Here is a 24,915-nt window from a genome sequence, read left to right on the forward strand (position 1 = left end):
CATTGATTTAAATATGCCAATGAAATCCGATTTACTCGGGTTTTATTTTTTCAATGATCAATGCTGCGGCCTTATCGGCTGCCTGCTGTATGATCTGCTCGGGACCGCCTGCAAAAACCTCCCTGTGGTCTATTGTTCCAGAAGGCGTAATGATGGACAAAAAGATGGTACCGACTGGTTTTTCCGCGGTCTCGCTTCCTCCCGCAGTGGTAAGCCCTGTCAGGGCCACTGTTATGTCGGCATTGAATATGACCGCTGTGCGCTGGGCAAGGGCACTGGTGACCTCTTGAGATTCGGGGGTAAACTGCTCTATTAGTTCGCGGGGTACCAGCAGGATCTGCTCTTTAACAAAAACTTCATAACAGACAATACCGCCCCTTAAAATTTTTCCCGACAGCGGGGTTAGGGAAAATTCAGCGCTTAGTTTTCCCGCTGATGCGCTTTCTGCAAAAGCAATATTCCAGCCTTTGGCCGCAATGGCCTCGCTGCATTGGATTATAATTTCTGATGTCATAACCTTCAATATTTATTAAACTGTTCTTCTGGTTACATTTTTAACTATTCGATGTAGTTTATTTTAGATCTGGCAAACTGGTCCAGTACCTCCTGGGTGGGGCGTTCCACGTCCCTGGCGATCAGGGCGGATTCCAGCAGATAATCGTCCACAAAATCAAAAACGGTTTTTTCGGCTTGGTCAAGCCTCTTGATGTCATCGGGCTCCACCGAAGCACTATATACATTTTCAAGGTGCTGCCTAAGGTCTTTTTCGAACTGTTTTATAAGGTCTTCCATTGTTTTTTATTTATGGTTAAAGAAATTGTTCGTCATGTACTATATTTAATAACCGAAGAAAATTTAGGCTGTTAAGGCACTTAAAAGTAATACTTTAGCTTCGATATTTTTTTATATGCAAATGGGCAATTTTTATCAAATTTACATTCGGATCCTGCCTGGTATTTGATCAAAGATAATGGATGTTAAATTCAAGTGTTGAAACCAGGTATCATTTAATAATGTTTTATATTTGATATGAAATACCAGAAACATATTATTTTAAATTACCGGCGATGGAAAAGGGGATCAGGCTGAAGATCCGAAAAGAACTGGACGGCAGACAGCAGTCAAATATTATTAAATTAAAAGGCAGTCTGATCTCAAAAGGCTATACAGAGATCATACACATTTTGGATCAGGACCAGGAGTTCCATATCAATACTTTTGACATTGAGAGCGGAACGGCCAGTGAAGTGCGAGAGTTCATTACGGCATTTATTGCCCGGGAGCAGCTGGAGGACAGTATATCTATTTTTAGTTAATTATTTTCTGCTTAATTTTAAGTAACCTTTAAAAAAAAATTATAAAAAGCGTCCTTTTCAATGAAAGTGGCGCTTTTTGATTTTATAGGTGATAGTAAAATAGCAGGGAGAGGATATTTAATATTATTTTTCAGGAGCTTTTCCCGCTATATGTTCCAATCTTTTGTGCCGGACAACGGCACAAAAGGATTTCCACTGCTATCGGGGCTAGGGCTTCTGAAGAGCCCTGCTTTGTCAGCATAGCGATAATCGGCGCAGCTGACCCGTGCTGTAAAGGAACAAGTTTTCGATAGAAATTCTATTTTTCAGAACTTCCACCATTTTTTATCCTTGCTGTTAGCGGTCTCCGCTGCAGTGTCTGTATTTAAATTCTCGCCTGGAACACCTTCTGCATCTGGACCGAATTGCTGATCTTCTGAAAACTTTTCGTCTGAAGGCTCGTTAAGGTCGCATGTAAATGGATTCTTCTGTGACTTCAAATGAGATTGCAAATCAATGGCAGAATCAGCAGCATCATTCTCATTGGCTTCTGAATTGGAATCGTCATCTATTTTTTTAAGGAATCGGAAACTGAAATCTATTGGTTTTTCCTTGCCGATTTCAAAAAAGTCGATTGTATACTGGTTTTTATCCAGGTTGACGGCCTTGATGCTCCCTTTCTTAAATACCTGATGCAGAACCAGATCCCCGACGCCAAAAAGTTTCTTGTTCTCGGCATTTGAATTTCTAGCAGGTACTTTAGCAGCCTGCAGGATCTCAGGGCTGAGTTTTCCTTTACGGATGTAAAACTCCTCGCTGATTTCAAAGAGAAAACGCGAGGGATGTTTATTGAGCCCTGTGGTAAAATTATAGCCTTCCGAATCGGTGATGTAAAATCTTTTCTCGGCGCGCGTCACCGCTACATAGGTAAGCCTTCTTTCTTCCTCAATGGCGCGGCTTCTTCTCTCTTTGATCGAGAGCGCACTTGGCAGCACGCCTTCAGTGAATCCGCAGAGGAAGACATAAGGAAATTCCAATCCTTTTGATATGTGGATCGTCATCAGTTTTACCTTATCCTGATTTTCATTCTGGGTATCCAAATCGGTGTAGAGCGCAATTTCCTGCAGGTATTCCTCGACATTGACAGGCTCATTGTTTTCTTGTTCCAAAAGCAGCATGGAACTAACCAGCTCCTTGATGTTTTCCAGCCGGTTTTCATCTCCGTCCTTGCGGTACAACGCGGCCAGTCCGCTTCGCTCGAGTATCTCTTTGACCAGATCCGATATGGATTTTGTTTTGGCAAGCTCTTTTAGCTGAGCGATCAGATCCAGAAATTCAGCGGCCCCTTTTTTGGACAGCTCGTTATCGGTGATGTTTTGCTCTAGCGCTCTGAGAAGCGATAGGTTCTGTTCGCGTCCCAGATAACTCAGGCGCTCGATAAACTTCTTGCCGAGCCCCCTTGAGGGATGGTTAAACATACGAAGGAACGATATATTATCGCCTGTTACAATCAGCCTTAAAAGCGACAGGACATCCTTTATTTCTTTTCTCTCAAAGAATTTAACACCTCCAAAAATCGTATAGGGAATATTTTCCTTGATGAGGGACTGCTCAATGTTTCGGGAAATATGATTGGCGCGGTAAAGTATGGTGATATCGGAATAATTCGCCTTTTCGGTTTTAAGGATTTCCTTGATTTCCGAGGCTACCCAAAGGGATTCCTCAAAATCATTTTTGCCGTGAAAATGGACCACTTCAACTCCTTCGGGTTTCTCGGTAACCATATCCTTGTCGACCCTTATTTTGTTGTTTTTAATAATGTGGTTTCCCACTTTCAGGATGTTGGGCGTAGAGCGGTAGTTCTGGTTCATGATAATCGTTTCACAGTTCGGGAACATCTTGTCAAAATCTACCAGGTATTCGGGTTTGGCGCCGCGCCATTCGTATATGGTCTGGTCAGGATCGCCCACCACAAATAAGTTCTGATGAATACGCGAGAGCATTTCCACCAGCTCAAACTGGCTGTCAGAGCTGTCCTGGGCCTCATCTACCTGTATGTAATGCATGTTTTCCTGCCATTTTACAAGCACTTCATTAAAAGTATTTAGGATGTATACGGTGAAGTGTATTAGATCATCGAAGTCAAGGGCATAATTCCGCTTTTGTTTATCGAGGTATTTGTGAAATATTTTTAACGACAGATTCTCGGTATTTTCGTCCTCAAAGCTTTTATTGGCCAGAATGTAGCTTAAATAGTCAGAGTTGCCTTTTGATTTGGAAATGAACTGAAGGGCCTGCTTGAAAGTCAGGTTCTTGGAGCTGATATCCAGCTCGTTAAAGACTTCACGCAGGATTGTCTTTTGATCTTCCGCGTCGAGGATGATAAAATTTTTGGGATACTGGATCTTGTTTATTTCTTCGCGCAGGAACCGGACGCAAAAACCATGGTAGGTGGTGATAAGGCTCACATCATAAGTATCGCCTATGAGCATTTTGACCCTTTTTTTCATTTCCTGCGCCGCCTTGTTGGTAAAGGTCACGCAAAGGATATTGGAGGAATTGATCCCGAGCCTGTCCACGATATAGGCAAATCTGGAGGTCAGTGCTTTGGTCTTTCCTGATCCGGCACCGGCAATCACGCGAACATACCCTTCGGTAGTTTCCACTGCCTGAAGCTGGTTTTGATTAAGGTTCTCTAGGATGGGATCAGTCATTTCGTTTTTGTATGTTTTGGTTTAGTATTTTTTGTTGGGATCGTGTAAGCCTGGTTAAAATCAAAAAATCCTGAAAAGAATTTACCATAAAATTAGTAAATTCTTTTCAAGATCCTGGATGTCCCTATACTCTCTTACTGTTAAATATCCGAGAGTTTGGAAGGGTCGGTGGCCTCGGAGATGCTTTTACCCTCAGGATTGTTTTTTTTGTCTGACCCGTCTTGGGGTGCGTCCTCCTCATAATCATTCAGGCGGCCGGCTTCTCCAGTACTGGCTCCGGGCTGCATGCTTCCCGAACCGCTGTAGGCGCTGTTGGCATTTTCGTTTGTGTTTTCCTCTTCCTGTTGTGTGTTTTTATTTGTTTCCATGATTTTCAGTTTTATGGGTTTTCTCTTTATGATTTTTGAGCAGCTCACGGGCCTGTTTGAGTCCGGTAGCTATGGCAATTCCTTCTTCCGCGCCGTCCTGAAGCAGGGCATTGGCGATCTCGACAGCCTTTTCGCCGAGTTCTGCGGGCTGGTTTTTATAGGATGGGGGATAATCCCCGTCGTACCACGGCATGATATTAATTATTTTCTGCCAGATAATCCCTGACGTCATCCACTCTGGTGCCGGCGGCCCTTACAGCGGTTTTTAATGTTTCCTGCGGCACATTGAACTTTTCAGACCAATACTGCACCTCATAGGATTCGTTTATATTAATCTGCGAATCATCTGCTTTTCCGGTTTTCGTTTTATCATCCATGATTTTTAAATTTAATAGTTTACCCAAAGTTACTTTATCAGATGACTTTTTTTGTTATATCATAATGTACGATTGTTATAGGATTGTTATGATTACTAGTGATTTATGAGCCCTATGAACGGCTGTCAGGTTTGTTTGGAAAAAATTACAAACCGCAGAAGCTTATAGTTTTAGCTCTTATTTTTAATGAAAAGCTCCATATAATTTTATAATATTAAACTGATATTTTGATCTGCAATTGCTTTATTTTTTACTGAAAAAAAATTATCTTTGAGAGAACGCCATGCAGTGGCGTTTAAATATTTAAAATTTTAGCATTCTTTCAGGTATGAACTTTCATAATAATAATAATAATTATAATTCTGAATCAGGAAATAATCATTATTTTCTAAACGGTTCTGATCAAATGAGCACGACCCTGCGTCAAACCAACTGGTCGCAGCATGTTTTGGGCGTTCCGGAAAATTGGTCCATCAGCCTGCGAAATGCCGTGGCAATGGTCCTGTCATCAAAATTCCCAATGATTCTCTGGTGGGGAAGCGAACTGATTCAATTTCATAATGATGCCTCGGTGCCGCTTCTCTCCGGTATCGGAAAAATGCAGGCGGCGGGAAAACCGGCAGATGATAACTGGTCGGGCACCTGGCATCTCACGGGTCCAGTTATACAAAAAGTAATGCAGAGCGGGGAAGCAGTTAATTTCCAGGACCAGCCGGTCAGCTTTACGGAAGCTGAAAATGAAAAGGAAGCGCAGCAGTTTTTCTGTTTCTCCTATAGTCCTCTATTTGGGGATACGGGAGAAGTTGAGGGAGTGCTGGGCATTTGCGCCGATATTAGCGCTGTAAAGCATAACGAGCAGCAAATCAGATCACTTGTGGACAGCGCACCTTTTCCAATCGGTGTCTACGAAGGCAGGGAAATGCGCATCGCTATGGCCAATCAGGCTATCATCGATGTCTGGGGGAAGGGCAGTAACATGGTAGGTAAAACTTATTTTGATGCGCTTCCCGAACTGGAAACTCAGGATATTTACCCAAGACTGCTCGAAGTGTTTACTGAAGGCAGGCCCTTTAGCGCACGTAATCAGCGAGTGGACCTTATGGTGCAGGGAAATCTTCAGCCATTCTACTTCAACTACAGTTTTACTCCGTTATTTGACAAGGAAGGCCAGGTATACGGCGTATTGAACACAGCTGCGGATGTTACGGACCTTAACCTTGCAAAGGTCAAAGTGGAACAGACACAGCAGGATTTCAAAAACCTCATACTTCAGGCGCCTGTCTGTATGTGTCTGCTGCTTGGACCTTCCCATAGAGTGGAGGTAGTAAATGAATGTATGATTAACCTTTGGGGAAAGGAAGAGCGGGATGTGATGAACAGGCCGATTTTTGAGGCTCTGCCCGACGCAAAGGAGCAGGGACTCGAAGCGCTTCTGGACCATGTATACAAAACAGGCGAGACCTTTACAGCCAATGAGATGCCGGTACACCTGATCCGCTTCGGAAATCCTGATATTGTCTATCAGAATTTTATTTATGAACCCTACAGGGATGCAAGCGGTGCAATTTTAGGTGTTATTGCGATATCAAACGATGTCACAAAACAGGTGCTGGCAATGAGAAGAATTGAAGAAATTGTTCAGCAGAGAACCCAGCAGCTTGAATCGGCCAATGAGAGCCTGAGCCGATCTAATTCCCAGCTGGCTGAATTTGCCTATATCGCGTCGCATGACCTGCAGGAGCCGCTGCGAAAAATCAGCATTTTTTCACAGATGCTCGAAGCCAATGTTGGCGGTTCCCTTGATGCAAAATCGCAGGGACAGCTCAAAAAAATAAAGGAATCCTCAGAGAGGATGCAGGCCCTGGTAAAAGATGTCCTTGCGTATTCCCAGCTGAACAATGCAGCAGGAGAAATTGTCAGTGTAGATCTTAACCAAATCGTTGAAGGAATTTTATCAGATATGGAACTGCTCATCGAACAGAAAGATGCTGTTATAACTGTCGCCAGACTTCCCACAGTTCCGGGACAGCCCCATCAGCTCACCCAGCTGCTGAGCAACCTTATCGGCAATTCGCTGAAGTTTCATCGTCCGGGGTCCGTCCCGCAGATAAGCGTGGAAGCGTTCGAGGTCCCTGATGAGGAAAAAACAGCACTAAGCCTTGACACTGCAGTGGATTTTGTCAGGATTATAGTGAGTGATAAGGGGATTGGCTTTAAAGAAGAACAGGCCGATAAAATTTTTGAACTGTTCCAGAGGCTGCACAGCAAGACGGAATTTGAAGGTACCGGTATAGGCCTTTCAATCTGCATGAAAATTGTTGAAAACCACCACGGACTGATCTCCGCACAGGGCAGTTCGGAGAATGGAGCACGGTTTAATATTTACCTGCCGCTGAAAAGCGCGAAGTAATGCCGATACAGCTGTAAACTGGTCCTCTGGATTTGTCATTAAGCCGTCAACACTGCTCAATATTCCAGCCTGTTTAATATAAATCCTTCAAGTTCCTTGTCAACGGACTGGTCACGAAATTCCGTGGTGAGGATTTTGCTGTAGAGTATTATATTATTTTCCATTAAAAATTCGTCAAGCGCATCAAGGCCCAGCAAAAAAGTTGGCTTTTCGGTCTGCCATGATAACGTATCTAGAGAGGACAGATCATTTAGTTCTAAAACAAACTGCGATTTCCCTGAAGATTGTTCAGGGATCGAAATGGTAAGTTCAAAATCATTGTCCTGATCCTTGTAAGAGCCGGTAAGAAAGTATGCTAAAGTCATAGATTTCATTTAGGGTAAAGATTGCTGTATACAACACTGCTGGGATATGACTAAAAGGATTGTCAGAAGAAAATGCTCTGGGCTTTGGCGAGGGCTTTTTTCATATCTATGCCTTTCTGAAGTGCGCCTTTGAACAGGTCTCCTTCTGCCTTCATGCGGGCGATGGAATTCTCAATATTAAAATCTTTCATCGATAGTCCTTTTTTAATTTCTTCCCAGTGGAGCGGCATGGAAACAGTGGCTCCAATTTTTGGACGTAATGAGTAAGGGCAGGCAATGGTTGCCCCCGGTCGGTTTTGAAGAAAATCCAGATACATTTTGCCGTTTCTGTTTTTTATCTGGCGCTCTGTACTGGTGAAGTCCGGTAGCTGGTCCTGTACGATCGTTACGATGAGCCTGCCAAACATCTGGGACTGGTCATACGAATATTTCGCGCCAAGGGGAATGTAAATATGAATACCCGTTGACCCTGATGTCTTGACATACCCGGTTATCTCCATGGCATCGAGAATTTTTTTAACCTCCTGGGCGGCTGTAATTACCTGCTCGAAAGTGTTGCTTTTGTCAGGGTCAAGGTCAATGACACAGTAATCGGGGTTATCGGGATGTTTTATGGTGCTGAACCACGGATTCATTTCAATACATCCAAGTGATGCCATATACAGCAGTGTCGCCTCGTCGCCCCCAACCAGAAATTCCTTGTCCTCCCCGTCGCTTGTGGTGTAGGGGAAGGTTTTGGCCCAGTCCGGCGCTTTTCCCTTCACATCCTTCTGGTAGAAACTCTTTCCATGTATGCCCCCTGGAAAACGGTTGAGCGAAAGGGGGCGGTCTTTAAGGTAAGGAAGTATAAATTCCGCTGCCTGGTAATAGTAATTGAACATATCGCGTTTGGTGTAGCCGTCCTCTGGCCAGTACACTTTGCTCAGATGGGAGAAAGTGAGGCTGTGGCCTTTTATCTTCTTGGTCTGTGTTTCCTCTGTCGGGTTTAGCAGTGTTTTGCTGCCGGAATGTTCGGCACCTTTTACAAGACCGTTGTTTTTTTCGGCTATTAAAACGGTTTCTGCCGCGGGCGAGGCAGTCTCCCGTACTACATCGGCCGCTTTTTTATCGGAGCGCATTCCTTCAAAAGAAGGATGGCGGAAAACACCGTCGGTGGTAACTTCCGCGAAACTTACCTCGCAGACCAGGGACGGCTTAAGCCACGTTGCAGCTGCATTGGGAGGGTTCGGACGAAAGCGTGAGGGTTTGTTGATGTCGGGTTCCGATGCAAAGGGAATCTTTTTGGTAATTATAGGCGTAAACTCTTTCATCATCTCTTTCTGCAGTTTGTCACTGAAACCCGTGCCGACTTTGCCCACATACTCAAAACGTCCATTTTCATAAACACCCAGCAATAGGGAGCTGAACAGTTTGGAAGAGCCTTCATTTCTTGTAAAACCGCCAATGACCACTTCCTGTCTCAGGTTGACCTTGATTTTCAGCCATTCCCTGTTACGCGCATCGGGCGTATAGAGCGAGGTCATCCTTTTGGCCATAATTCCTTCCAGTCCCATTTTTTTTGCCGCCTGAAAAAAATCGATCCCGCCGCTGGCAAATACCTGTGAGAGGCGGATGCGGTCGTCGTCTGCGGGAAGCACAGCATCAAGGATGGACTGTCTCTCGGATAAGGGCAGGCCCATAATATCAACCCCGTCGTACCAGAGAAGGTCAAAAGCATAGTAAACAAGATCACCGTCAGCCTCGCTGCGCCAGTTCTGCAGCGCACTGAAATTGGCTTTGCCGTCTGTGCCTACCACGACAAGCTCGCCGTCGAGCACCGCATCGATGGGCCATTTTTTAAGGGCATTGGTTATCGTGTAGTATTTCTCGGCAAAGGACTTGTTGTTTCGTGACGCTATTGAAACCTCTCCCCTATCGAGATAGCAGAGTGCGCGGTAACCGTCCCACTTTACTTCATAGCTCCAGTCTGGATCGTCGAAGGGCTCGTTTACAAGTGTTGCCAGCATTGGTTTTATATTCACCGGTATTTTGGAGGGTTTTCCTTTTTGCAGCAGGGCCGCAATATTTTTCTTTTCGGCTGCTGATAGTTTTTTTTTCTTCATAATCTTTTTCATTAAAACAGTTCAACTGATTTCGCTTTGAGATCTTCCGTGAGGATTGATTCCTGCTTATCACGCTGTAAAATTGCTGGGGTGAGGCTATAGTTGTAGATGCCGTAGCTGTATGAAATAATGTAGGTCGGACTAATAAAAAAAGCATTAAAACCTTCCTAAGAAGATTTTAATGCTTTTTCAACGGCATCGGCAGAACTCGTGCCTGCTTTGTCAACAGCAGCGTGAAGCTGCTCTTTTGAAACACCAAATTTTTCTGTCCAGTAAGCCACTTCATGGGCTTCATTCATATTAATTCTGGTTCTGTCCTGAAATCCTTTTTTGTTTAGATCGTCGCTCATAATAATAAAATTGTGTGGTTAGTAAAGCTGTAATGTATTTAACTGTTTGTTGCGGCGCTTCCGCTGCTTCCAGCGCCGCCTGAATTATCATTTCCTCCATCTTCGTGGCGGTCAGGATCGGTTCCTGCCTCATCGTTCTCATCAAGGTCGCCCCAGTCCCCTGTATTCTCGCTTGGATCATCATGTCCGGCGGCAGCCTGGTTGTTATGGTAAGGACATTTTTGCAGTTCTTCTGATGTGTATTGGTTTGAATTTTCCATGACATTTTTATTTTATTGTTAAACGTTTAAAATTAACCACATAGATGATCATTTGCCTTACAGGAAAATGCCCGGCTTTTATTAAATTTTCATGTCAATTTACCTTTACCGGAAGCACTGAATGGCTTTTGCACAGAGAATTAAAATTTATACGGCAGTGATCTTAATTATTTGTAAATTAGGGTTTCATTATAAATAATTTGATATGGAAGCTCATACTATGGTACTGTCAACTGCAAAAGTTGCCCTTCCTGAGGTGACTACAGTTGAATTTGTCACGGGTTTGATAAACCGCGGACTGACACAGGTAGAATATTTCGGGGTTGAAATAGATAATCACTGCGATATTATTAGCGATGACATGCAGCAGGTAAGCAGTGAAATTACCTATATTGACATCCACTTTGATTCCGAGCAGCGCATTGCGTACGACTCGCTCAATGAAACAGAGGTGGACAGCCTGACGGTAAATATGCTGCAGGAGTGCCGTGCGGAGATCAGGACAGATTCAAAGGATATAACCATTTATCTGTAAGAAGGACAAGGAAAAAAAATTAAGGAAGCCTTCCCGTACCTATTTTTTAAAAGACTGCAAGTACTTCCAAAACCTGCACAGCCAGCAAAGCGGCAGATATTTGTGCCGGCATTCATTGACCTCAGGATCAATGTAGTTAACAGTAATGCCCTGAATATACTTTTCAATTCCATCTGGTCTGGACCGGATTATTTCTTCCCTTTTGGATTGGAAAATCGCTGTGAATTCTTCACTGGTTAATGTAATTCCGCGGGAAGCCATATTGGCTTTCATCGTACTGCGTATAAAATCCAGCTCACTTTTCTGACAGCGCATAATATGGTCACCATATTCCTTCTCGGGATCAAAAAAATCATCAGGGTCGTTATACTGTACAAATTCCTGCACGGCATTCAGTTCATTGAAAAACCGCGTGTTGAAATCTTCTATCGAAACCTCTTTAAATAAGTCCATACTGGGATTTTACAGGGAAGGGAGCGCAATAATTTTGCTTTCATACGGATAGGCAAATTCGGAAACAGCCACTGAATGGTCTAGCCACGCCGCCTCGTCGGCCTTGTTCAGAACAATGGGCATTCTCATTTTATGGTTGTGCACATACTGCATTATTTCATTTGCCTGGGTTGTCAGCATGGTATAGGTATTTAGTTCCTCGCCGTTTGCAGGATCTGTCCAGGTGGAATAAAGCCCGGCGAAGGTAAATATTTCATCGTGCTGTGAATTGATCTGGTATTTTTGTTTGGACTTTCCCTTTTCATCGTGCCAGTGCCATTCGTAATACGCCGTTGCAATAATCAGGCATCTGTGTTCGGTGCTGTTTTTAAAGGAGGGCTTTTCATCAATGGTTTCTATTCTCGCATTTAATGTATTTTTTCGGAAATCCCTGTCTTTTGCCCAGCTGGGAAGAAAACCCCACGTATAATTGGTCGTGATCAGATCCGGTCTGGTATCTAAGATTATCGGCAGGTTCGGGTGGGCAAATCCGCTTATAAAGTCGGTCTGCAGGAAAGTGGCCTCGTTGTCGACTTCCATGTGGAAACGTTTCTTTACCTGGTCAATGGTAGACATCTGCTGTGTGTAATAGCACATAGGCGGTATATTTAGTATCTGTTTTTTATTTAATGATAAGCCCCACTGAGAATGTGAAAAGCGGTCTCCTACCAAATTTAATAAATTATTCTCAAAGCGCTAAAAAAGAGTCTGCTAAAAAAATGTTACAGTCTTATGTTTTCATTTTGTGCCTCGGCAGGTTGATTTCATGTTCCTGCGGATAAGGCTGGCGCTCCGTGGTACTGACGTCCTCACGGATGAGCGCCTGGGTTTTATACTGGTCTTTAGCATCCATATAACGGGGGTCTTTCATAAAAGGCATTTTAGCCATTTTGTGAATAGTAATGGTGGGAAAGTGATAGTCTATCTCTACAATGCCCCTCAAAAGGTAGCAGCCGCCTCCCTGAAAAGGATAAGAGGCAAGGCTGTCTGGGAAATGCGCGGTGTCAAAATACGCCCCTTCATTATCAATCCAGGTTCCGAAATACATATTGCCCCTTTTTGTCGGCACCTGCTTGGTTGAAACCAGATAGGCGAGCATGCGTACCTGTTTTTTATGGCACGAAGGCAGGTCCCTGACCTTGATATCGCCCCGGTGCGTGGTCTGCAGCAGGTCAAATACAGTGCACGAAACAGGGAAGCTCAGAAGCTCGATTTCATCAAAGGCATCTTCAAAAATAGACCTTTCAAGAGTGGGCAGCTTGTATTCACGGGCAGGCTCCTGGATCAGCATTGGCGCCCTGTTTTCGGGCTTCACCTTATTTAAAAGGATGCTTGCGATAACCAGAAGCTGATTTTTGCCTTTGCCAGTAAAGCGGAAAGCGCCCGTAAAAATCAGGCTCTTCACACTTTCGATCCCCATCGGGACACGGTTGATAAAATCCTCCAGTGATCGGTATTCACCGGCCCTTTTTCTGTCCGTTACGATAAACTGTGCCATCTCGATTTTCATGCCCTTGATATGCATAAAGCCAAGATAAAGATCAGAGCCGTAGAGTGCAGCCGAAGGAAGGCTGCTGTTCACGCACGGATTGTGGATAACCGCGCCTGCCATCCTGGCTTCGTGTATATAGACCTCAATCCTGTAAAACCCTCCTTCATTATTAATGGCCGCGACCATAAATTCAATGGGAAAATGAACCTTTAGATAAAGGCTCTGATAACTTTCCACGGCATAAGAAGCCGAGTGCGCCTTACAGAAGGAGTATCCTGCAAATGATTCGATCTGGCGGTAAATTTCCTCGCTGAGTGCTGCTGGATGTCCTTTCTGGGCGGCGCAGGCAAAAAAGTTGTCCTTAACCTTCTGAAGCGCGGATTTCGAACGTCCTTTTCCGGACATGGCGCGTCGCAGCACATCACCGTCAGCAGCCGGCAGTCCGCCATAGTGCAGCGCAATTTTGATCACATCTTCCTGATACACCATAATGCCGTAGGTTTCTCCAAGCTGCTCCTGGAACACAGGATGAAAGTACTCGAATTTCGAGGGATGGTTATGGCGGAAAATATATTCCTTCATCATTCCTGACTGTGCCACGCCGGGACGGATAATGGAGGAGGCGGCAACTAACGTTTTATAGTTGTCGCATTTCAGACGCCGCAGCAGTCCGCGCATGGCGGGACTCTCAATGTAGAAACAGCCGATTGTCTTTCCCTGGGCAAGGTAGCCGTTTGCGGCGTGCTCATTTTTTGAAATCGATGTGTCGCGGATATTGATCCTGATCCCGCGGTTCCTTTCAATGAGCCTGACACTTTCATCAATAGTGGCAATACCGCGCTGGCTCAGGATATCGAATTTCTCAAACCCGATGGATTCGGCCACATGCATATCAAAAAGCGCAATAGGAAAACCCTTGGGAGGCATTTCCAGCGGCGTGTAGTTGGTAATAGGCTCCTCGGAAATCAGTACGCCGCAGGAGTGCATGCTTCTCTGGTTGGGATATTTCTCGAGCATCATTCCGTAGTGCTGCACTTCGCGGACCACATCATTTGTGGTATGAAACTTCATCGGATTTTTGGCCAGCATGTCAAGTTCTTCCTTCGGAAGGCCGAATACTTTGCCGACCTCCCTGAAAATAGATTTGTACTTGAACTCGACATTTGTCCCGCAGAACGCCACATGCTCATAGGTATACCGGTTAAAGATATATTCGAGTATCACATCGCGGTCGCGCCAGCTCCAGTCAATATCGAAGTCCGGAGGGCTTTTGCGGTTGACGTTCAAAAACCGCTCGAAATAAAGATCCAGTTCCAAAGGGCAGATGTCGGTAATGCCCAGGCAGTACGCAACGATGCTGTTGGCGCCGCTTCCGCGGCCAATATGCAGGAAGCCCTGGCTGTTGCTGAAGCGGATGATATCGGCCGTAATCAGGAAATAGCCGCTGAATTCAAGCTGGTCGATTACCTTGAGCTCCTTTTCCATACGTTCTTTTGCGGGAATGTTTTTGGTACCATAGCGCCACACCAAGCCCTGCCGGGCTAAGGAACAGAGGAGCTTCATATCGCTTTTGCGGCTTGACGTATAATATTTTTTATTTTTAGGTGATTCAAAATCATACACAAAATGGCAGTCCTCAATTATTTTCTCAGTATTGGAAATAATATGCGGATAATGCTGGTAGTTTGCAAGAAGCGATTCGACAGGAATCATTTTATCAGTAATGGCGCAGCAGTCATCCTCCTTAAGCCTTGTCAGCACTATATTTCTGTCAACCGCGCAGAGAATACGGTGCAGTTTATGCTCCTCCTCGCTGCGAAAGGTAACCGGCTGCAGGATCACCATTTTATGCTGCCTTTCTCTCCAGGCGGACAAAACGAGTTTTTGCAGCTGGTCGGGCCGTATGCCGATATATTCATTTTCTTTGAGCTCATCAGGAGAATTCTCCAGTGGATAAATGGTAAAAACATCCTTAAAATCAGGAGCGAACGGTGGAAGGGGTATTTTCTCGAAATTGTGATGGGTCAGATAGCGGTTCATTTCCGCCAGTCCCGATGTGTTTTTGGCCAGCCCGATAAAACGCAGGCGGTAATCTGAGCGGAACTCCATGCCTACAAGGGGTTTTATATCTGCCTGCTCACAGTTTTTTATAAAGTCATAAATGCCCGATACCGTATTGATGTCGGTAAGTGCCATGGCTTTGACACCACAGGACACCGCCTGCGGTATCAGTTCTTCCAGCGGTATGGTGCCATAGCGGAGGGAATGAAAGGAGTGGCAGTTGAGATACATGGAATCAGGGTTTGCGTTTTAAAATTTCATTTTTGTTGTTGGGCTTGAAGGATGCGCCTGCGCAGCGCATCACGGCATCAAAGCCATATCGGCTTTTCATTTTGTCCATCGCCTGGTAGAGTGCCAGCATTTCCTCGGTATCCTGAAAAAGATCGATCTGGTAAGTGCCTCGGACAAGTCCGCTGAACGTCACACCGATCAGTCTGAGCCTCATTCTTCGCTGGTATAATTTATCGAAAAGGGCCTGTACGGTTTCGGTCAGGACGTGGTCGGCCGAAGTATGCTGTATCTGGCACTGCTTGGTTTCGGTATCAAAATTGGCATAGCGTATTTTTACCCTTACAGTGGATGTCAGCCATGCCTCGGAACGCAGCTGGAAAGCGAGCTTTTCCACCATGCCCAGCAGGACCCTGTTAAGACGCTCAAAATCAATAGTGTCCTGAAGGAAAGTATGTTCGGTGGAAATTGATTTTTTCTCCCTGTAGGGCTCTACGGGATTATTATCAATCCCGTTTGCTTTTTTCCACAGCTCGGTGCCGTTTTTGCCCAGCATGTCCTCCAATGCATCGGATGGCATCTCAGAGAGTTTGCCGATTGTCCGTATCCCGATGCGCGAGAGCAGCTGGAAAGTTTTTTCGCCCACCATGGGGATTTTCTGGATGGATAACGGATTTAAAAAAGACTGCACCTGCGCTTCAGGGATTAACAGGTTCTGTTTCTGCTTTCCCTCGCCGGTCCCGATTTTGGAAACCGTTTTGTTGATCGACAGCGCAAAGGTGAGGGGCAGGCCGGTTTCCTTTGTAACTCTCTGGGCAAGCTCTGTGGTCCACTTGTAACTGCCGTAAAATTTATCCATCCCGGTAATATCGAGATAAAATTCATCGATGCTGGCTTTTTCAACCACCGGCGCCCTTTCCTGAATAATCTCGGTAATATCATGCGAGAGCCTCGAATACAATTCCATGTCGCCTTTCATAATTTTGGCCTGCGGGCAGAGTTTCATTGCCATGTGAATGGGCATGGCAGAGCGGACGCCGAATCTTCTGGCTTCATAGGAGCAGGAAGCCACGACACCTCTTTCACCGCCGCCGATAATTAGCGGAATGCCGTTTAATTCTGAATTCGTGAGCCTCTCACAGGAAACAAAAAACGTATTCATGTCGATGTGTACAACTGACCTTTCCATAATCTTCTCATTTTATACAGAACAAAATTATTACAGATTGTAACATAATTCAAAAATATATTGTTATAATTACTAACAAAGTTGTTAAGGCATTATTTTCTAACAGAGCCAGTACCTGTAAATACTGAAAATTATGGTCAGCCGGTTCTGTATTTAAAATTGTAAAAAAATATTTTTTAATGTGTTTTTTCCTAATTATGATTTATCTTTACATTCCCTTGATCGATTTAAAATATCATTTTGCAGTTTTGAACTTACATGTATTGTAAATCTTAAATTCGTTAAACCGAATCAGTCTCGTATTTATCGTTAAATGTAAATTTTATTAAAATGGCGTTTGAAAAACACAATTCCCAGAAATTTATTTATCTGGCAGATGACGACAGTGATGACAGGGACTTTTTTGCTGACGCACTGCTGGAAACTGATCCTGCTGTTGTCCTGAAACAATTTCAGGACGGAATGTATTTAATGGATGATCTCCTCGCAATTGACCCGGCAGAGCTCCCTGAATTTATTTTTCTGGATATCAACATGCCACGCAAAACAGGCCTGGAATGTCTGGAAGAAATCAGCAGTCATGAAAATTTAAAAGATCTTACTGTCATTATGCTCTCCACGAGCAGCGACCCGGATAATATCAGCACGGCCAGGGAACTAGGCGCTGCATTTTATGCTGTCAAACCCAGTTCATTTGAAAAACTCAAATCCCTGCTGGAAGATGTGCTGAGCATGAACCTTGTGGGCAGTATCGAAGAAAAGAGAAAATTCCTTCTGCAGTAGTTCTTTTCGGAAGGCCATACTTTTTACTTGCAATTTTAAAAATCCAGCTGTTTTTATATAAATTTACCTTTAACTGTGCCTATACTTTTTTATTAAATTCCAATAACTTTATACTATGAACATTGATTATCAAGACGCTGATTTTTTTAATGTAGATTATGTGTACAGAATTCAAACCTTTGAAAAGTACCTGCAGAGTCCGGCAGCATCCGAAGAGCATTATGGAAATTATAAAGCCGGACTGATTCCCGGTATTTTTTATGCGCAAAATATACCGGCAGTAAAAAGTTTATTCCAAAAGGAGTTCCGTGATATAAAATCGGGGCTGCAGCGGTATGAGCAGGATAACAATAATGATTTTCCCATGTTAAAATCATTTGTCAATACCGAGAGGGAGCTGCGAAAAGTATTAGATGAGGGCCAGCTTCGGGATTATGCGGCATTTCTGGAACGTTCCTTTGACAATCAGAAAACAGATGCGCATGCCGCCGCGGTCAGCCGCTTTTTTTTAGCGTCCCCGATAGTAGACAGCTATATATTTCAGGTTGAGAAAATATTTGGGAAAGGTATTCTGGACCGATAGTAAAAGTGCCGCAAATTATATTGGCTTTCGAAGTCGCTTTGCTTTACGCTGCAAAGAATAATCACCGGCACCTGAGCAAATTAACAACAGCGATTTAAAAGTTAAAATAGGATGACAAAAAATACTTTACTGCTTCTGGCTTATCTGGCATTCGGCGGCGCTGCTTACTGCCAGTCGACCGAACATCTGGTTTTTAAAGGCGTTCCACTAGACGGCACACTTAGTGAATATGTTTTGAAAATGGAGCGTGAGGGATTTACAAATAAAGGAACAGAAAATGGAACTGCAGTGCTCAACGGAGAGTTCGCAGGCTACAAAGACTGTATTGTCGGGGTCTCAACCTTGAAGCAGAAAGATCTGGTATACAAAATAGCCGTTATATTTCCCGAGAAAGATACCTGGTCTGCGCTGTCGGGAAATTACTTCGATTTGAAAGACATGCTGGCTGAAAAATACGGCAGACCGTCAGAAGTCGTTGAAAAATTTGATTCTTCCTCACCGCCGCGGGACGATAATACCAGGATGTTCAAAGTTAAGTTTGACAATTGCAAATATTTCTCTCTATGGAAAACCGACAAGGGAGAAATCCAGTTATCCATCCAGCACGAAAGCGTAACGCGCTGTTATGTCCTGCTGTCCTACTTAGACAAAATAAACAGCGGTATTGTCAAGACAAAAGCAAAAAGTGATCTGTAGATAGAAATATCCAGAACACAGAAAACTTTACTTTTTTAGGAGCTCTTCCCGTTATGGGTTCCAACTTTTGCTCCGGACCCATTCGCAAAAAAAATTCACGGCACACGAACTGGCGAAGCAATCGGGCTAGGGGGAGCTGCAGGGCTAATTTGTATCCTTGTTTCCTATTAAGTATATTTATTGTCGCTAGAAATTATAAATTGTTCACTGGCAGGTATACATTAAATACCGCCCCATTTTCATTGCTTTGAGCTGCATCGATTTCGCCATTATGGTTCTGGACAATTTTTTTGCACATTGCCAGCCCGATTCCCGTACCTGCAAATTCACTTTTACCGTGCAGCTTTTGGAATATGTTGAAAATCTTCTGGGTATCTTCTGGCTTCATGCCAATGCCGTTATCGCTGAATTGAATTTTATAATAGGATACCTCCTCCTTTAGATGTGCTGACCGAATTTCTTCGGGAGAGGCGGTACTGCAGTGAATATGAATTTGAGGCTGCACATCAGGGCGTATAAATTTTAACGCGTTTCCAATGAGATTAAAAAAAAGCTGGGACATCTGAAGTGGAATGCCCTTGATAACAGGCAGCTCGTTCCATTTAACTTTAGCCCCCGTGCGCTCCATCAGTACATCATAATCTTCCAGCGCATTGCGGGCAGTATCCTCAAGATTTACCGCAACAAAATTCGCATCATCTTTCGGCAGGGCAGAATAGGCCAGCACATCGCGTATAAGTTTGGCCATACGGCTTGTGGCATCTTTTATTTTATCTATGTAGCCCAGTGCTTTTTGGTCAAGATGTTCTGATATTTTGCCCTCGAGCAGCTGCACAAAGGTGCTGATTTTGCGAAGCGGTTCCTGCAGGTCATGCGAGGCTATGTAGGCAAACTGTTCCAGTTCCCCATTGGAATGCACCAGCTGCACGTTGGTCTGTTCCAGTTCTTCATTTGTGGCCGTTAATTCCTCTATGACAGCGGCGATCTCCTCGGTACGCTGCTGCAGCTGGTCTTCCAGCTCAATCTGCAGTTCCATCTGAATGGTAATATCCTGGGCGGTTCCGTTCATACGTACGGGATTGCCTTCGTGATCAAAAACAGTTTTACCCTGGGCATGCAGAATTCTTTTCTTTCCTGTTGTGGGATGTATTACAGTATATATTTCATCATAGATACCGCCTGATTCTGGATTAAGGCCCCATGCCACGGCATTTGCTACACGCTGGCGGTCTTCTTCCAGCAGGATCGGTATAACTTCATTGTAAGGCTGGGCGGAAGGGTCATAGCCAAACCATTCAATTAGACGGTCCGAGTAGGTCAGCCCGTTTGAAGCCACATCAATGCTCCAGGTGCCGAGCTGTGCCAGCTCAACAGCGCCTCTCATGTTTTGCTCTGCCTCCTGCAGCATATTGCGCGCAATTACCTCCTGCGTAACGTCAATAGCCGTACATATGACACCATAAATACTGCCTTTTGCATCATGCAACGGTTTATATGTAAAATCATAGTAACCGTAGTAAGGCGAACCATTCTTCACAAACATCATACGCGAGGCCTTTTCGGTATGGGTTTCTCCGGAAGTTAAAACGTTATGATAGCACGCGGGCAGATGAGTCTCTCTGAGTTCGGGCACAGCATCCATGATCGGCATGCCGATAATGGAAGGGTCCCTGCCTAATATTTCAAGCATTTTCTCATTGGCCTCACGCAGCACCATTTCAGGTCCTGTATAGACCAGTTTGGCTACAGGGGAATTATAAAAAATAGTCCGCGCAAATTTTTCGCTTTCCTCCGCTTTCTGCCTTTGATTGACCTTCATGGTATGGTCCATAACCCATACGGCTACTTTTTTTACCTCCCCGGCAGTATCCTTCAGCGGGGCATACACTAAAGTCATATAAACAGTTTGCTGCGTACCATGCCTGATCACTTGGCGTTCGGCTTCACTGGCAGTGTAAGGGTTCCCGTCAGAAATAGCAGCCGCCAATGCATTTTCATAAGTGGAGCGCGCCTCAGGGAAAGTATCCCAGTAAAAATTGCCGAGGATTGCCTCGCGGGGTTTTCCGGCCACGGCTGTAAAGCTGTCATTTACAATTTCCGCCTTAAGGGTCTGGGAGTCCAGGACACAGATACCCACCGGAGCGTTCATGACCAATATATAGAGTTCCTGCTGATTGTCGATATTCATACGATTTATATTAAATAGGGGCGTAGAAGATTTGAAAGTTCTTTGATACTGGCGGGTTTTGTCAAAAAAGCACTGGCCCCATCCGCTTTGAGCTTTCGCGCCGTCAGCGAATCCGAGGATGTGGAAAGAATAATTACGGGAATATCCTTCAAGGCGGCCGTTGCCTTTAACATCCCAAGGAATTCCTGTCCGTTTATGACGGGCATATTGAGGTCCAGAAAAATAACATCGGGAATCAGCTCACCGCCTGTAAGTTTTTGAAGTGCTGTAGAGGCATTGGTAAACGAAACACAGCTTATCTGCTCTGATAGGTACCCGATAGCCTCCACAAAGAAATCAATATCGTCATTGTCGTCGTCAATATGAAAAATTTTTATATGTCCCATCACAGCAAGTTAATAAATTATCGCAATTTTAAAAATACCTTCTAGAAAAAAAAATTTTACGCCTGGGGGCGGTTCGGTCCATTAGTTATAAAACGCAGGCATAACTAAATTTATTAATCAGGCAATCAGCCGTTTATTTTCTCCATATGATACCGGGCGAGCCATTTTTCCATTTTCTGGAGCAGCTGGATCTCTGTCGGGTCGGCTGTAGGATCTGAAAGTCCTGTGATGGTGCGGCTGTAGTTGAATTTCCTGTCCTCAAAGCGGCAGGTAAACCTAGGGAGCTCATTATGGGAAACCAGCCAGCTGTCGGAGTCTATTTTTTTTATGTCAAACTTTTTCATACCCTTGTCAGCAGTAGTATTACATTTTTGTGTACACCTTAAATAACGTTCAAACTGTTTTAACGGGTCTGAAATCACTGCAAAGATAAGGCAATATTGAAGCTGTTTTGCACCCTTTCGTTTTTGCGGAATTAATTTTTAAAATCCCATGTGCAGGATCTCTTCCATATAGTTATAATGCAGGCTTTTAACGATTCAAAGTGACAAATGCAGCTGAGAATCCTGTAAAAATCAGCGCGTATTTTGTAAGGGATTTTTTCTGTATAAAGCTACATTTGATAGTTATTGAAATAAGATTTTGTACTGAAATTAATCCACAAATTCATTCCTATGAAGGCAAAATACACACTATCGGCATTGCTGGGCTTTCTGGCAATGCACGGTTACAGCCAAAAAGGCATCCCACCAAAAGAGGATACCAAAAAAGTGACCATCACGAATTTCCCAACCCATCTTGAATACAGCAGCTCCCTTGCATCGGGACTTAAAACAGCCAACGGCTGGAAAGTCACGCCAGTGGCCACCGGGCTTGGAAAACCCCGTATGCTGTACATCGGCAAAAAAGGCCAGCTGTACGTGACCCGCAGAGATGCAGGGGATGTGCTGATGCTGACCGATACCGATAAAGACGGCAAGTTTGATGATATGATCCGTGTGGCGGATTTTCCCGGCGTACACGGCATCACTTCCAAAGATGATTATATGTACCTGTGCAATAACAATAAGGTGCTGCGCTATGCGCTGAATGCCGACGGAACTTTGGGCAAGGTTGCCGACACCTTAATCAAAGATCTGCCAAGCGGCGGACAGCATGCCAACCGAACCATGGATTTCGGACCTGACGGCAAATTGTACATTTCCGTGGGAAGTGTCTGCAATGACTGCAAGGAAAGCGATAAGGAAACCGCCACGATGCTGCAGGTCGATCCGCAGACCTGGAAAAGGACCCTGTTTGCTTCGGGCCTTAGAAACACCATAGGATTTGACTGGCAGCCCGGGACCAAGGAAATGTGGGGCGTGGACAATGGCGGGGATACCAAAGGGGACGACTGGCCGCCTGAGGAATTAAACAAAATTATCATGGGAGGCAATTACGGGTTTCCTTTTGCCTATGGCAAGCGCATCGTGGACCAGAGCAGGGAAGACCCAGTGGGCAATACCAAGGAAGGATGGGTTAAACCCACACAGCCTTCGGTACTTGAATTTCCGGCGCACAGCGCCCCGATAGCTTTTGCCTTTTTTGACAGCGGAAAAAATAAAGGAGATGCGCTGGTATGCTGGCACGGATCCTGGAACAGGCAGAACCCCAGCGGATATAAAGTAGAACGCATCAAATTTGACAGCAAAGGAAATCCTTCCGGATCCGAAGATTTTCTAACCGGATTCCTGATTGGAAACGAGCGCTTTGGAAGGCCAGCCGGCGTGGCTATTGGCAGCGACGTAGTGTATGTATCGGACGATGCGAATGGAATTATTTATGCCCTTAAAGAAAAATAAAGATGAAAAAGTATATCATATTGCTGCTGTTAACCCAGCTGAACTGGGCACAGGAACCAACCAAGAGAATTGAATTTGAAGCGCCCGAAGCCTATCCCGAAGGCGTGGCTTTTGATAAAACGGCCAATGTATTTTATGTATCCTCGGCCAGGCTCGGCACTGTTGGAAAAGTAACCAAGGATGGAAAGTATTCCGTATTATACGCTGACCAGAGCCTCAAGTCCACCTACGGGCTGAAAGTACATCCCGATGGCAAAAGGCTTTTTGTCTGCGCGGGCGATGCCAATTACAGCAAATTCAGCACGCCGGATACCAAAAAGAAAATGGCAAGGCTTATTTCCATTGATCTCAAATCCGGTAAAAAACTGGCCGATGTTGATTTGTCGGGCGTGGTTGCCGGAGAACATTTTCCCAATGACCTGGCTTTTGACAAGGACGGCAATGTGTACATTACAGACAGTTTTGCCGATGTGGTCTATAAAGTGGACCCGGAAGGGAAAGCTTCGGTTTTCAGCCAAAGCGAGCTGTTGAAATCAGCAGGCGTAGGGCCCAACGGAATTGTGTATCATCCCGATGGGTTTCTGCTTGTGGCCAACAATGGAACAGGGGCTCTTGTGAAACTGCCCCTAGCGAGCCCGCAAAATGGGGCAAAGGTTAAAATCGGCCAGTTTTTTCCAAACGCCGACGGACTGCTGTTAAATGATACTAGTACATTGACCTTGGTTCAGAATGGCGGGGTGAACAAAATATTCAGATTAAAAACTACAGATAACTGGACTACGGCAGAGGTATCGGAATCCACATCGGTTGAAGACCGTTTTGCTTTCCCGTCAACGGCAGCAGTGTCCGGCAGTGAAACCTGGATTATGAATGCGAATTTCTCCGAGCTTACCGAAGGAAACAATGTGCCGTCGAAAAAGTTCTCGCTTCAGCAGGCGGTATTTAGTCCGGTAAAGAAATAAATCATCATCCACTCGGCTGGAAATAAATTTATGAGATGGGGTGAAAGGCATCCAAACAGTGCTGTACGTTATTTTTTCAGTATTCTTAATGCCATATGGCTTTTTTGTGCCATGGTAGTGGGAGCGCTTAACGCAGCAGTTATAGCTGTTGCGGCAGGTTGAAAGGATATTCAGGATTTTAAAAACATTTAATCTACTACTACAGATGGGAACGTTAAATAACGGGTACATCCCAAAAAGCGCCGCTGCTGTGCTGCTCAAAGATTTAATCGCAAGGAATCTTTTCTGCAAGGGCAGAATACTTTACTGGCTAATGGTTATAACGGCAGCAATCATATATTACAGGCAGTCCGCCACGCTGTTTCTGCCCTGGTACGTTGATGATTATTTAAATGACCTGTTATGCATGCCGCTTGTTTTAGGTCTGCTTTTGTCCACAATTCGATACCTGAAAAATGACAGCAGTTTTCAGTTTTCCAAATCCTTTATCGCCGGTCTGGCACTCTATTATGCGGTGTACTTTGAATATTACCTGCCTGGGGTTAACGCCAGATATACCGGTGACCCGATAGATGTCCTGCTGTATTTTCTCGGAGGGTTTCTTTTTTTATGCTTACGATAAAACCTATACGGATAGACCTGGTTAACAGTAAAGTGCTTTTAATGTTTTGTCTAAAGAGTACTTGTGATGCCATTAAAACAAGCAATGGAAATCATCTTGATTTACAGCAATTTTTAGTTTTAAAGCTGTTAAAGCGCCGTGTTTTTATCAGGATTATCAATCAGGCTCAGCCAATGCGCAGCATCAGTTAAATTCTCAAAAGTTTTAATGGCCAATTTATTCTTATCGGCTTTTTGCGAAATACTTTCAACGGCAACTTTATTGAAATAGTGATCGGGGGTGACAATGGCCAGTACATGAAATCCAAATTCGGTAGCACGCGGTAGAAATTCCGTGTCGAGCCACTCCTGGTCCTCGAGCCCGATAAGTACCATTTCCTTAATATTGGCAAGAACCTTAAATGTATTGTGCTTTAAAAGCAGGTTTAGCATTAATTCGGTACCGGATCGGAATTCCCTGCTGGTAGAATATCCTTTCCATTCCATCACTACAGCATTTATGTTTTCCTGGAAGTAGATTATATAGGAAGGTGTCTGAGTTTCCATACTTTATTGAAGTTTACTGAATTGGTAATTATGTTAAGATGATTTTGGTTTGAGAGGTCTATTATTCGACT

General features: G+C 44.5%; 26 protein-coding genes. 9 read left to right on the forward strand and 17 right to left on the reverse strand.

The features are described from left to right. Positions 1-31: 31 nt before the first annotated feature. A complete protein-coding gene (locus ACQKCJ_RS19055) occupies positions 32-514 on the reverse strand; it encodes a CinA family protein (RefSeq protein ID WP_427402688.1) in 483 nt (160 codons plus the stop codon). A gap of 44 nt (positions 515-558) precedes the next feature. Continuing rightward, positions 559-792, reverse strand: a complete 234-nt coding sequence (locus tag ACQKCJ_RS19060; protein ID WP_427402689.1) for a hypothetical protein — start codon at positions 790-792, stop codon at positions 559-561. Positions 793-1,067: 275 nt separating this feature from the next. Between ACQKCJ_RS19060 and ACQKCJ_RS19065 the strand changes: the two genes are divergently transcribed. Then, entirely contained in the window at positions 1,068-1,316 is a 249-nt protein-coding gene (locus ACQKCJ_RS19065) for a hypothetical protein (RefSeq protein ID WP_427402690.1), read from the forward strand. A 305-nt stretch (positions 1,317-1,621) separates the two neighbouring features. On the opposite strand, the gene ACQKCJ_RS19070 is transcribed toward ACQKCJ_RS19065, so the two are convergent. The 4 genes from ACQKCJ_RS19070 to ACQKCJ_RS19085 form a co-directional block, all read right to left on the reverse strand. Beyond that, positions 1,622-4,009 (reverse strand): ATP-dependent helicase, encoded by a 2,388-nt coding sequence (locus tag ACQKCJ_RS19070; protein ID WP_427402691.1) that lies wholly within the window; start codon positions 4,007-4,009, stop codon positions 1,622-1,624. 140 nt (positions 4,010-4,149) lie between these two features. Further along, the gene (locus ACQKCJ_RS19075; protein WP_427402692.1) at positions 4,150-4,377 is read right to left on the reverse strand and encodes a hypothetical protein; all 228 of its coding nucleotides are present in this window, start codon (positions 4,375-4,377) and stop codon (positions 4,150-4,152) included. Beyond that, positions 4,364-4,570, reverse strand: coding sequence for a hypothetical protein (locus ACQKCJ_RS19080; protein ID WP_427402693.1), 207 nt, complete (start codon positions 4,568-4,570; stop codon positions 4,364-4,366). The genes ACQKCJ_RS19075 and ACQKCJ_RS19080 overlap by 14 nt, the downstream gene beginning before the upstream one ends. 4 nt (positions 4,571-4,574) lie before the next feature. Continuing rightward, the gene (locus tag ACQKCJ_RS19085; protein WP_078007641.1) at positions 4,575-4,754 is read right to left on the reverse strand and encodes a DUF3606 domain-containing protein; all 180 of its coding nucleotides are present in this window, start codon (positions 4,752-4,754) and stop codon (positions 4,575-4,577) included. 328 nt (positions 4,755-5,082) lie between these two features. Here ACQKCJ_RS19085 and ACQKCJ_RS19090 point away from each other — a divergent pair, with 328 nt between their 5' ends. After that, a complete protein-coding gene (locus ACQKCJ_RS19090; RefSeq protein ID WP_427402694.1) occupies positions 5,083-7,164 on the forward strand; it encodes a PAS domain-containing protein in 2,082 nt (693 codons plus the stop codon). A gap of 56 nt (positions 7,165-7,220) precedes the next feature. Here the strand turns inward: ACQKCJ_RS19090 and ACQKCJ_RS19095 are convergent, their stop codons facing one another. The 4 genes from ACQKCJ_RS19095 to ACQKCJ_RS19110 form a co-directional block, all read right to left on the reverse strand. Beyond that, complete coding sequence (locus ACQKCJ_RS19095; protein ID WP_427402695.1) at positions 7,221-7,529, reverse strand: hypothetical protein; 309 nt, start codon at positions 7,527-7,529, stop codon at positions 7,221-7,223. Between the two features lie 62 nt (positions 7,530-7,591). Continuing rightward, positions 7,592-9,631, reverse strand: coding sequence for a DNA ligase D (gene ligD / locus ACQKCJ_RS19100; RefSeq protein WP_427402696.1), 2,040 nt, complete (start codon positions 9,629-9,631; stop codon positions 7,592-7,594). 167 nt (positions 9,632-9,798) lie between these two features. Next, positions 9,799-9,981: a DUF3606 domain-containing protein gene (locus tag ACQKCJ_RS19105; protein ID WP_427402697.1), complete on the reverse strand. Its 183-nt coding sequence runs from the start codon at positions 9,979-9,981 to the stop codon at positions 9,799-9,801. A gap of 38 nt (positions 9,982-10,019) precedes the next feature. Then, the gene (locus ACQKCJ_RS19110) at positions 10,020-10,241 is read right to left on the reverse strand and encodes a hypothetical protein (RefSeq protein ID WP_427402698.1); all 222 of its coding nucleotides are present in this window, start codon (positions 10,239-10,241) and stop codon (positions 10,020-10,022) included. Positions 10,242-10,446: 205 nt separating this feature from the next. On the opposite strand from ACQKCJ_RS19110, the gene ACQKCJ_RS19115 reads away from it, so the two are divergent. Further along, a complete protein-coding gene (locus ACQKCJ_RS19115) occupies positions 10,447-10,776 on the forward strand; it encodes a hypothetical protein (RefSeq protein WP_427402699.1) in 330 nt (109 codons plus the stop codon). Between the two features lie 39 nt (positions 10,777-10,815). On the opposite strand, the gene ACQKCJ_RS19120 is transcribed toward ACQKCJ_RS19115, so the two are convergent. The 4 genes from ACQKCJ_RS19120 to dinB form a co-directional block, all read right to left on the reverse strand. Further along, the gene (locus ACQKCJ_RS19120; protein WP_427402700.1) at positions 10,816-11,229 is read right to left on the reverse strand and encodes a hypothetical protein; all 414 of its coding nucleotides are present in this window, start codon (positions 11,227-11,229) and stop codon (positions 10,816-10,818) included. A gap of 9 nt (positions 11,230-11,238) precedes the next feature. Next, the gene (locus ACQKCJ_RS19125; protein WP_427402701.1) at positions 11,239-11,865 is read right to left on the reverse strand and encodes an SOS response-associated peptidase; all 627 of its coding nucleotides are present in this window, start codon (positions 11,863-11,865) and stop codon (positions 11,239-11,241) included. Positions 11,866-11,998: 133 nt separating this feature from the next. Continuing rightward, positions 11,999-15,052 (reverse strand): DNA polymerase III subunit alpha, encoded by a 3,054-nt coding sequence (locus ACQKCJ_RS19130; RefSeq protein WP_427402702.1) that lies wholly within the window; start codon positions 15,050-15,052, stop codon positions 11,999-12,001. Between the two features lie 4 nt (positions 15,053-15,056). Continuing rightward, complete coding sequence (gene dinB, locus ACQKCJ_RS19135; RefSeq protein ID WP_427402703.1) at positions 15,057-16,238, reverse strand: DNA polymerase IV; 1,182 nt, start codon at positions 16,236-16,238, stop codon at positions 15,057-15,059. A gap of 330 nt (positions 16,239-16,568) precedes the next feature. Between dinB and ACQKCJ_RS19140 the strand changes: the two genes are divergently transcribed. From ACQKCJ_RS19140 to ACQKCJ_RS19150, 3 genes are all read left to right on the forward strand, one after another. Continuing rightward, complete coding sequence (locus ACQKCJ_RS19140; protein WP_427402704.1) at positions 16,569-17,021, forward strand: response regulator; 453 nt, start codon at positions 16,569-16,571, stop codon at positions 17,019-17,021. A gap of 115 nt (positions 17,022-17,136) precedes the next feature. After that, positions 17,137-17,604, forward strand: a complete 468-nt coding sequence (locus ACQKCJ_RS19145; protein ID WP_427402705.1) for a hypothetical protein — start codon at positions 17,137-17,139, stop codon at positions 17,602-17,604. Positions 17,605-17,715: 111 nt separating this feature from the next. Next, positions 17,716-18,300, forward strand: coding sequence for a hypothetical protein (locus tag ACQKCJ_RS19150; RefSeq protein ID WP_427402706.1), 585 nt, complete (start codon positions 17,716-17,718; stop codon positions 18,298-18,300). A gap of 193 nt (positions 18,301-18,493) precedes the next feature. Here the strand turns inward: ACQKCJ_RS19150 and ACQKCJ_RS19155 are convergent, their stop codons facing one another. Continuing rightward, a complete protein-coding gene (locus ACQKCJ_RS19155) occupies positions 18,494-20,488 on the reverse strand; it encodes a PAS domain-containing sensor histidine kinase (protein WP_427402707.1) in 1,995 nt (664 codons plus the stop codon). A 5-nt stretch (positions 20,489-20,493) separates the two neighbouring features. After that, positions 20,494-20,874 carry a response regulator gene (locus tag ACQKCJ_RS19160; RefSeq protein ID WP_427402708.1) on the reverse strand — a complete coding sequence of 127 codons (381 nt, stop codon included), beginning with the start codon at positions 20,872-20,874 and terminating at the stop codon, positions 20,494-20,496. A 674-nt stretch (positions 20,875-21,548) separates the two neighbouring features. Between ACQKCJ_RS19160 and ACQKCJ_RS19165 the strand changes: the two genes are divergently transcribed. The 3 genes from ACQKCJ_RS19165 (at position 21,549) to ACQKCJ_RS19175 (ending at position 24,299) form a co-directional block, all read left to right on the forward strand. Next, positions 21,549-22,715 (forward strand): PQQ-dependent sugar dehydrogenase, encoded by a 1,167-nt coding sequence (locus tag ACQKCJ_RS19165; RefSeq protein ID WP_427402709.1) that lies wholly within the window; start codon positions 21,549-21,551, stop codon positions 22,713-22,715. Between the two features lie 2 nt (positions 22,716-22,717). Further along, positions 22,718-23,677 carry a gluconolaconase gene (locus ACQKCJ_RS19170; protein ID WP_427402710.1) on the forward strand — a complete coding sequence of 320 codons (960 nt, stop codon included), beginning with the start codon at positions 22,718-22,720 and terminating at the stop codon, positions 23,675-23,677. 205 nt (positions 23,678-23,882) lie between these two features. Then, positions 23,883-24,299, forward strand: coding sequence for a hypothetical protein (locus ACQKCJ_RS19175; RefSeq protein WP_427402711.1), 417 nt, complete (start codon positions 23,883-23,885; stop codon positions 24,297-24,299). 128 nt (positions 24,300-24,427) lie between these two features. Here ACQKCJ_RS19175 and ACQKCJ_RS19180 read toward each other — a convergent pair whose 3' ends face one another. Further along, positions 24,428-24,844: a hypothetical protein gene (locus ACQKCJ_RS19180; protein ID WP_427402712.1), complete on the reverse strand. Its 417-nt coding sequence runs from the start codon at positions 24,842-24,844 to the stop codon at positions 24,428-24,430. Positions 24,845-24,915 lie beyond the last annotated feature (71 nt).

This window comes from Flavobacterium sp. NPDC079362 (genome assembly GCF_050267765.1).
Classification (GTDB): domain Bacteria; phylum Bacteroidota; class Bacteroidia; order Flavobacteriales; family Flavobacteriaceae; genus Flavobacterium; species Flavobacterium azizsancarii.

Bases quoted from the DNA above. Each gene is read 5' to 3' on its own strand.
- ACQKCJ_RS19055 (WP_427402688.1), bottom strand. From the start codon at position 514: ATGACATCAGAAATTATAATCCAATGCAGCGAGGCCATTGCGGCCAAA.
- ACQKCJ_RS19060 (WP_427402689.1), bottom strand. From the start codon at position 792: ATGGAAGACCTTATAAAACAGTTCGAAAAAGACCTTAGGCAGCACCTT.
- ACQKCJ_RS19065 (WP_427402690.1), top strand. From the start codon at position 1,068: ATGGAAAAGGGGATCAGGCTGAAGATCCGAAAAGAACTGGACGGCAGA.
- ACQKCJ_RS19070 (WP_427402691.1), bottom strand. From the start codon at position 4,009: ATGACTGATCCCATCCTAGAGAACCTTAATCAAAACCAGCTTCAGGCA.
- ACQKCJ_RS19075 (WP_427402692.1), bottom strand. From the start codon at position 4,377: ATGGAAACAAATAAAAACACACAACAGGAAGAGGAAAACACAAACGAA.
- ACQKCJ_RS19080 (WP_427402693.1), bottom strand. From the start codon at position 4,570: ATGCCGTGGTACGACGGGGATTATCCCCCATCCTATAAAAACCAGCCC.
- ACQKCJ_RS19085 (WP_078007641.1), bottom strand. From the start codon at position 4,754: ATGGATGATAAAACGAAAACCGGAAAAGCAGATGATTCGCAGATTAAT.
- ACQKCJ_RS19090 (WP_427402694.1), top strand. From the start codon at position 5,083: ATGAACTTTCATAATAATAATAATAATTATAATTCTGAATCAGGAAAT.
- ACQKCJ_RS19095 (WP_427402695.1), bottom strand. From the start codon at position 7,529: ATGACTTTAGCATACTTTCTTACCGGCTCTTACAAGGATCAGGACAAT.
- ligD (WP_427402696.1), bottom strand. From the start codon at position 9,631: ATGAAGAAAAAAAAACTATCAGCAGCCGAAAAGAAAAATATTGCGGCC.
- ACQKCJ_RS19105 (WP_427402697.1), bottom strand. From the start codon at position 9,981: ATGAGCGACGATCTAAACAAAAAAGGATTTCAGGACAGAACCAGAATT.
- ACQKCJ_RS19110 (WP_427402698.1), bottom strand. From the start codon at position 10,241: ATGGAAAATTCAAACCAATACACATCAGAAGAACTGCAAAAATGTCCT.
- ACQKCJ_RS19115 (WP_427402699.1), top strand. From the start codon at position 10,447: ATGGAAGCTCATACTATGGTACTGTCAACTGCAAAAGTTGCCCTTCCT.
- ACQKCJ_RS19120 (WP_427402700.1), bottom strand. From the start codon at position 11,229: ATGGACTTATTTAAAGAGGTTTCGATAGAAGATTTCAACACGCGGTTT.
- ACQKCJ_RS19125 (WP_427402701.1), bottom strand. From the start codon at position 11,865: ATGTGCTATTACACACAGCAGATGTCTACCATTGACCAGGTAAAGAAA.
- ACQKCJ_RS19130 (WP_427402702.1), bottom strand. From the start codon at position 15,052: ATGTATCTCAACTGCCACTCCTTTCATTCCCTCCGCTATGGCACCATA.
- dinB (WP_427402703.1), bottom strand. From the start codon at position 16,238: ATGGAAAGGTCAGTTGTACACATCGACATGAATACGTTTTTTGTTTCC.
- ACQKCJ_RS19140 (WP_427402704.1), top strand. From the start codon at position 16,569: ATGGCGTTTGAAAAACACAATTCCCAGAAATTTATTTATCTGGCAGAT.
- ACQKCJ_RS19145 (WP_427402705.1), top strand. From the start codon at position 17,137: ATGAACATTGATTATCAAGACGCTGATTTTTTTAATGTAGATTATGTG.
- ACQKCJ_RS19150 (WP_427402706.1), top strand. From the start codon at position 17,716: ATGACAAAAAATACTTTACTGCTTCTGGCTTATCTGGCATTCGGCGGC.
- ACQKCJ_RS19155 (WP_427402707.1), bottom strand. From the start codon at position 20,488: ATGAATATCGACAATCAGCAGGAACTCTATATATTGGTCATGAACGCT.
- ACQKCJ_RS19160 (WP_427402708.1), bottom strand. From the start codon at position 20,874: ATGGGACATATAAAAATTTTTCATATTGACGACGACAATGACGATATT.
- ACQKCJ_RS19165 (WP_427402709.1), top strand. From the start codon at position 21,549: ATGAAGGCAAAATACACACTATCGGCATTGCTGGGCTTTCTGGCAATG.
- ACQKCJ_RS19170 (WP_427402710.1), top strand. From the start codon at position 22,718: ATGAAAAAGTATATCATATTGCTGCTGTTAACCCAGCTGAACTGGGCA.
- ACQKCJ_RS19175 (WP_427402711.1), top strand. From the start codon at position 23,883: ATGGGAACGTTAAATAACGGGTACATCCCAAAAAGCGCCGCTGCTGTG.
- ACQKCJ_RS19180 (WP_427402712.1), bottom strand. From the start codon at position 24,844: ATGGAAACTCAGACACCTTCCTATATAATCTACTTCCAGGAAAACATA.